Below are 5,498 nucleotides of genomic sequence, written 5' to 3' on the forward strand. Positions count from 1 at the left end.
GGGCTTGTTGCAAATAATGAGAGGCGGTGATTTTACTCATTGATGGGGAGAATAATTAGGCTAAAACCGTCTCAATATTAAAGAGCCGATTCATAAAGGCGGATCTTTCCCGCACTCGATATTCAGGTTCGTCACGGCGTAGCCAAATATCAAATTGACCTTTATTCAGTCGTCGCATCGTCTCAAATCCCTGAAGCGTTGACCAGGCTCGGTTTGGCCGCTTGAACCCCCCGGCCGCTTTCACCAATTTTTTGATGGGTGCATGGTCAGACTCAATACGATTATTCAGGTATTTGACTTGCCGCTGCTTTGCATCATCCCGTAGCTTTCCCTCTTTCATTAAACGAGTGATAGCGTAACCGTATGACGAATGTTTATCGGTATTGAGTATTTTAGGCTGTCTTTCAACAGGATAAGGTTTTAACACCCGTTTAAGGAATTGATAGGCGGCATTTTTATTTCGTTTAGCCGAAAAGTAAAAATCTAATGTGGTGCCGTGCTTATTGATGGCGCGATAGAGATAAAACCATTTTCCGTTGACTTTGATATAGGTTTCATCGAGTTGCCATGATGAGTCGGCATGCGTAAATTGATATCGTCTCAATTTCTGACGAAGTATGGGTGCATATTCAATAAACCACCGGTAAATGGTAGAGCGATGAACGGAAATCCCACGCTCTGCGAGCATATCACTGACGTTGGCATAACTCATCGGGGTTGAACCGTACCACCGTAAGCACCACAGGATGATCTCGGGTGCAAAATGTTTCCATTTGAAATCGCTAGGGGTCATGGGCACTGTTGCAAACAGCGAAATTATGTCGAAAACTATAGGTACAAACACAATATAAGGTATGAAATTATAATAGATTCATACTAGATGTAGTGTAATGCAAATGTTAAATAGCTATTTGCAACAGTGCCGAACAGGGTCAGTATACGGCGGTGCATACACTGCTTACCGCAGGCTATCGGCGCCCACTCTGTCTTCATTTACCCGCCAACCAACTGGCTACTGTTCGCCGCCGGCAGGGGCTAGAGCGCGCCTGCCGGGAGACCGGGCTCAACCCGGACGACCTCGACCATTGTTATATGCAGTACGGCGATGAGCACTACCGTGATATTCCTGCGACAGTGCAGGCGTATATTCGGCAGGGTAAACCGCTGTTCGATTCGGTTATTTGCGGCAACGACCGTATCGCATTTATGGTCTATCAGACGTTGCTGGCCCAGGGGTTGCACATTCCGCAAGAGGTAGCTGTGGTGGGTTACGATAATATGGTGGGGATCGGCGACCTGTTCCTGCCGCCGCTGTCAACGGTGCAGTTGCCGCATTATGATATCGGATGTCTGAGCGCTCTGCATATCATTAACGGTGACAGCCACCGGGAGACGATAAAGGTAGCCAGTCCGTGGCTGCACCGAGCCTCGCTCTAATCGGCACTGTTGCAAACAGCGAAATTATGTCAAAAACTATAGGTACAAACACAATATAAGGTATGAAATTATAATAGCTTCATACTGGATGTAGTGTAATGCAAATGTTAAATAGCTATTTGCAATAGTGCCCTGTCCAGGGCCTCAAGGGTCAGTGGCCGCTTCACCAATGTCAGCAGTTGCGGGGCGACGTTCCAGCGATTGCCATTCTCGGTGTGAACTGTGACCGATTTTTTGTTCAGTCGTATCAGCACGCCGGAAATTTCACGCTCGTCAGTCTGGAAACGCACCACATCTCCGGGGCGAAAATCAGCCATGCTCTGCATTGTCCGCTGCCGCTGTAACATATTAAGGCGGTTAACAACGCGGTCATGTAGCTTTTTTAGTACTGCCTCAGGCATTTCATCAACCAGCTCATCAATATTGATCGCTTGGTGGTGGCTTCTGGTGCCTTGTTTTTTCTTCTTCATGTTATTAGGGTTCCGTGCACATTTCCACGAAAAGTGCCACCTGAAAGATTAAAGTTATTAATTAACAATGCATTAGATGTTAAAAAATATAGCAAAACCTTTTATTGCAACTCAGCAAAGCCAGGCTGAAGGATTCATGCATATACAACTTTCTGATTTGAAGGCATGACACAAAATGTATCAGGTGCCTAGACTCGGTTATTTGTCATACTTGCCTGCAAATCCATCAAACGATCGATAATCCTTGTCAGTCCGGCATGAATATAGTCTCTTTGCATGGGGGTAATGTATTCATCGGTATTCAGCGTTTTATTGAAGTTTTCCACATTTACTCGCCATGAATCGAACGACAAATCCAGTTGGGCTATCTGTCCATCAAATACCGCAAGGGCATTTTCCTGATACGCCAGATATCCCCGTTCCAGCGTGGCGGCCGTAGTCAGTATTTTCTCCATGACTTTCTTATTCGCCGCAGATAACTCAGGCATACCGTCATAAGACCGAGATGCTTTTTGGCTCTCCTGCTCAAATGCGGTTTCCATTATCAGTGCATAACGGTAAAACCCCGGATATTCCTGCGTGAGTACCATCAGTTCTTTATCGGTGGTGCCGGTCCAAATCTGGTGGAGTTCGGGGGTATAGCCCATCATAAGGTTGATAATCTGGTGCGGTTCTTTTATCCCACGAACGTCCAGCTGTTGCATATGCTGATCCATTTTTGCCGCCATACGGCGAAAGTCTACCATTGTCATTGGTTTTCCCTTTTTACAGACTGGGTAAGGATGAATGCGCGACCGGCTCCAATAGGACGGTGTGGTGCTCCAATGCACTATTGATAACCCGTGCGCGCAGAGAATACTCCGCCATCACCTGAATAAAGGTCATTGTGTCACCAATAATGCGAAACGGGACGGGGTGCAGGTGACGGCCATCGGTAGTAAAGGCGGCATTAAGTGCGGATTTTTCGACGTAGAAACCATTATCCTGACGGGGTGTCAGAATTGCCCCAGACTTCCATTCTTGACTCTCCATCACATAATTGTCCCAGCCTTGATCTTTCAGTGTCTCAGTGGCGTAGGTGAGTCGGAACAGGTCTGATTGGGCGGCCATATTGCCACTACAGGAACGCCATAAATATTCCAGATGGTGGCGTAGTTTACCTGCTGCGGCGTATTTACGGCCTCGTTCGAGTAACCAGGTAATATCGATAGCGACACTTTTTGGAAACCGCTTTTGCTTTTGTGCGTTGGCCAGCCAGCGGATAAGAAACAGATTATCTGCGTAGGGAGTTCTCGCCATACCATCCTGATGGGCTATGCCAAGCGCCACTAACGCACAAAAGGCCAAGTGGCTTAACGCTGAAGTGGTGTTTTCCGGTGAATCCGGTTCAATGTTATTTAACAACGTCTTCCCTGCCCGTCATTTGGGATGATTAATGGCGGATTTGTGCCAGGTCGTCAGCGGTCAGACCGGTCATTTTCATTACCGAATCGCGATCAATACCGTTCGCCAGCATAGTGCGTGCGACTTCCAGTTTACCTTCCTGACGTCCTTTGGCTTCACCTAGCTGGATACCTTCTAACCGGCCTTTTTCGATCCCTTTTTGTTCGAGTTTTTGTGCAATCGTCATCAATACCTCCTCGTGCTGTGGTGAGCGGCGCGCCAGCTCCCGAATAAAGGTTTCCGGTGCGGCGGTGTCGCCAACCTGCAACATGTAATTCATCAGCGATGTCAGCTGCTCATTATTAGTGTAACCGCCAAGCAGCAACGTGACCAGTTGTTCCATTAGCTCTGCAAGGTCACGCTGACGAACGTGCTTTTGCAGCAGTTCCAGTATGGCCATGCGCCGGTGTGTCATGATTTCGTCATCAGAAATGACGGTCACATCAACCAATGGGAAATCATTGCCGTAGAGTTGTCCCGCCAGTTCCGGCTCACTAAATTCTTGCAGCCAGTTCATCGGGTAAGGATAAGGTGTCACCTGGCCATGATAGAATAAAATCGGAATAACCAAGGGCAGCTTATCGTTACCGGCATCGAGGTGTCGCTGCATGGCGGCGATAGCATACCGCATCATACGAAAGCCCATATGCTTGTCCGGTGAACTTTGGTGCTCTATTAGTGCGTATATGTAACCGTCACCCTGCCCCGTTTTAAGGGAATACAGTACGTCGGAGTAGTAAGCCCGTAGGTCTTCTTCGATAAAGGAGCTGGACTCCAGTCGAAGGGTGTTCAGGTCGCACGCCTGGCGTAATGCTGGCGGTAGGTGTATATCCAGAAAGTCGCGAGCCGTCTCTGGGTGCGTTAAAAACTGTTTAAAAAGCGCATCGTGTGGTGTGGGTGTCGTTTTCATTGGCCAATAGTAGCATAGTCATTGATAGTGCAAATTTTAGCGCCAGTACGTGAAGAACACTGCGGGTTAATTCCAGATTTTCCCTGTTTCCTGATGCACCACGTCCAACTCGATATAACAATAGCGCATCTCAGCTGCATAGGCGGCATCGCGGTTTAGTTCATCGACCAGCTCATACAGCTCTTTTTCGGTTTCATAGGGGACTCGCAGGATATAGTTGTTGCCTTTTGGGTCGGGCTTTTCCATATCAAAGCTCCAGTTCCATTCATTTTCGATATCAGTCCTGACTTTCGATTTACCTCTGACATATTTTGTATTGTTTTCAACGCGTAACTCGATGAGTAACGTCGCTATCTTTCTGGCTGAACGCTCACCAGGCAAAATATCATCGGGGTTCTGAAGCCGGTAGGTTTTCAATATCCGGTAGACACTCGCTTTGCCGATATTCAGTTGCTTGGCCACCGAATCGCGGGTAAAACCGGCCCGAACCAGCTCGATGGCCTCAACAGTTTTTGCGCGAGCGGTCGGTTTTCTTCCTTTATACTTTCCCTGTTGTTTTGCCTGGGCAATACCTTCACGTTGTCGTTCCTGTCGCAGATTGGTTTCGAATTCAGCAAAAACGCCCAGCATATCCAGAAAGGCTTTACCGGATGCTGACGCGGTATCGATGGCCTGTTCCGTCGCCCTGAGTTTGATATTTTTCTGCTCAAGGTCATACACCAGATTCTGGAGGTCACGAAGGCTTCTTGATAAGCGATCGATGCGCGTGACCACCAAGGTATCGCCATCACGCATATAGTCGAGACATTCATCAAATGCCTGGCGCCCTTCTTTCTTTGTCCCGCTAACTTTTTCCGAGAAAATTTTGCGACAACCCGCAGCGGTTAAAACTTCAACCTGGTGAGTCAAATCCTGATCAGTAGTTGAAACCCGTGCATAGCCGACAAGCTCCATCGTCATTTTAATCTCAATAGGTATTAGATTAAGTGATTCTATGGTATCAAAAATGATAAATCAACTTATATGAGAGTGTTTTTTACGGAGAGCCATCCACTATCACTAGGGTGTACCCTAAATATTTACTTGTAACTATCCATAGATGCCAACATTAGATCTTACTCCCTGTACATTGAGCTGAATGTGACGTCGTAACTTATTACTTAACCGCCCAGGGCTTACGCATTAAAATGAACTTGTGTTAAATCAGTATACTCAGAATATAAATTGCTAAATTTAGT

At 47.1% G+C, this 5,498-nt stretch carries 5 protein-coding genes and 2 pseudogenes; 1 reads left to right on the forward strand and 6 read right to left on the reverse strand.

Annotated features, from left to right (window positions below):
* Positions 1-55: 55 nt before the first annotated feature.
* Positions 56-793, reverse strand: a complete 738-nt coding sequence (locus AEP37_RS22195) for an IS6 family transposase (protein WP_049615363.1) — start codon at positions 791-793, stop codon at positions 56-58.
* A gap of 131 nt (positions 794-924) precedes the next feature.
* On the opposite strand from AEP37_RS22195, the pseudogene AEP37_RS22200 reads away from it, so the two are divergent.
* Positions 925-1,437, forward strand: a pseudogene (locus tag AEP37_RS22200) (substrate-binding domain-containing protein); the annotation flags it as partial.
* A gap of 107 nt (positions 1,438-1,544) precedes the next feature.
* Here AEP37_RS22200 and AEP37_RS22205 read toward each other — a convergent pair.
* From AEP37_RS22205 to AEP37_RS27450, 5 genes and pseudogenes are all read right to left on the reverse strand, one after another.
* Positions 1,545-1,907, reverse strand: coding sequence for a hypothetical protein (locus AEP37_RS22205; protein ID WP_049615364.1), 363 nt, complete (start codon positions 1,905-1,907; stop codon positions 1,545-1,547).
* A 188-nt stretch (positions 1,908-2,095) separates the two neighbouring features.
* Positions 2,096-2,659, reverse strand: coding sequence for a transposase (locus AEP37_RS27045; protein ID WP_202905501.1), 564 nt, complete (start codon positions 2,657-2,659; stop codon positions 2,096-2,098).
* A 13-nt stretch (positions 2,660-2,672) separates the two neighbouring features.
* Positions 2,673-3,311 carry a DUF2913 family protein gene (locus tag AEP37_RS22215; protein ID WP_072086391.1) on the reverse strand — a complete coding sequence of 213 codons (639 nt, stop codon included), beginning with the start codon at positions 3,309-3,311 and terminating at the stop codon, positions 2,673-2,675.
* A gap of 28 nt (positions 3,312-3,339) precedes the next feature.
* A complete protein-coding gene (locus AEP37_RS22220) occupies positions 3,340-4,260 on the reverse strand; it encodes an Rpn family recombination-promoting nuclease/putative transposase (protein ID WP_049615365.1) in 921 nt (306 codons plus the stop codon).
* A gap of 405 nt (positions 4,261-4,665) precedes the next feature.
* Positions 4,666-5,214: pseudogene (locus AEP37_RS27450) on the reverse strand (recombinase family protein); the annotation flags it as partial.
* Positions 5,215-5,498: the final 284 nt, after the last annotated feature.

This window comes from Yersinia pekkanenii (genome assembly GCF_001152565.1).
Lineage (GTDB): Bacteria > Pseudomonadota > Gammaproteobacteria > Enterobacterales > Enterobacteriaceae > Yersinia > Yersinia pekkanenii.